Origin of the sequence: Vibrio sp. TRT 29B02 (assembly GCF_050113655.1) — a bacterium.
GTDB lineage: Bacteria > Pseudomonadota > Gammaproteobacteria > Enterobacterales > Vibrionaceae > Vibrio.
Genome location: NZ_JBNJOJ010000064.1, coordinates 1 through 1291, shown reverse-complemented (window position 1 = coordinate 1291; position 1291 = coordinate 1). Strand labels below are relative to the sequence as shown.

At 42.9% G+C, this 1291-nt stretch carries 1 protein-coding gene and 1 pseudogene; both read left to right on the top strand.

Annotated features, from left to right (window positions below; genetic code table 11):
- Positions 1 to 849, top strand: a pseudogene (locus ACQEXT_RS21170) (hypothetical protein); the annotation flags it as partial.
- Positions 849 to 1235, top strand: a complete 387-nt coding sequence (locus ACQEXT_RS21165; protein WP_138971148.1) for a hypothetical protein — start codon at positions 849 to 851, stop codon at positions 1233 to 1235. The pseudogene ACQEXT_RS21170 and the gene ACQEXT_RS21165, both read left to right, overlap by 1 nt.
- The last annotated feature ends 56 nt before the right edge of the window (positions 1236 to 1291 follow it).

Below are 1291 nucleotides of genomic sequence, written 5' to 3'. Positions count from 1 at the left end.
GATGAGGAGGTAGCGACACTCAACCGTCACTTCGAGCTTTTCTCTCATCAACTGGAAGAGCGGATTGAATCGGATGGTTTGCCTCTTGATTTTTATGCTCAGGTAGCGGTAGGGGTTGGTGCAACGTCTGCAATCGTTGAGCAAAACCTTAAGAATATTCAAAATGTCCTATTAGAAATAAATGGGCTGTATGTGCAGCATGTCGAAACCAATCAAAAAGTGGGCTATGCCAATAATCAGCGATTTTTTGATCAGCGTGCCGCATTGTTTAAAAAACTGGATGGTTCCTTTGCAATGCTTTCCAAGCGTAGCGTTCAATTGCCCATCTACACGCAAATCAAGCGCAATCTAAAGCTATCCACTAAATCAGTCGTTCACAATGCGGATGAAATCTTAAAAACAGGTTTTGTGAAAGAGCTTGGTAAGCGCATTGGCAATATTGCAATTGGTATCTCCGCTGCTAGAGGTTTGGGGTATGTCGGTCTAGTGATAGGTGCTGCCAGCGGTATGAGTAATATCTATGAGGCGTGCAAGGTCGATGGAACAGGAGATTGTGGTAAGACGACGACCCGAGAAGTGGGCGGGTTTATTGGCGGTGTCGTTGGTGGTATTCAAGGTGGTAACGTTGGCGTTGGGCTTGCTGTCGCCGCCGTTTCTGGTATTGCTCTAGTTATTGGCGTAACCGCATCGGCTCCTGTTCTGGCGGTTGCTGCAATTGGTGGAGCGGTTGCAGGTGGTTTTGTCGGTGGTGTCGCTGGCGGTGCGACTGGTAAAGCAATAGGCGATGGATTGTATTTCTTGTATGAAAATGCGATAGAAATTGTTTCGGAAATCGAGGCTACTTTCTAATGGCTTGGTATGAACTTCTTGCTGCTTCGTTAGGTTTGATCTTTGGAACTTATGCCCTTGTTTGGTCTATTCCTGCTGTAATAATGATTGCTGTTGTTTCTTTAGGGAGCTTCAAGCACATTATTTTCATAGATAAGCAGCTAGCTAAAGACCTGAATAAGTATTACGACGATAACGGTTATATGCGACCGAAGCATCAAGCATCTTGGGATGTTGGAAGTCGGTTTATCAATTACTGTATTGCTTATCCTTTTATTCGACATCGTGAACAAACTGATTCTAAAAAATTTAAAGGATTTATGTGGATTAACGCATTAGGAATGTGGAGTTATATTGTACTTGCCTTGAGTTTAACGTTATTAAAATTTACTGGGTACATACCCTAATTTATATGGGACTGTAATGATCGGTTTCATATCGTTACTTAAGGTGTTGGTAATGT

What these genes read in the sequence shown, in the direction of transcription:
- ACQEXT_RS21165 (WP_138971148.1), top strand. Translation starts at nt 849, where the DNA reads ATGGCTTGGTATGAACTTCTTGCTGCTTCGTTAGGTTTGATCTTTGGA.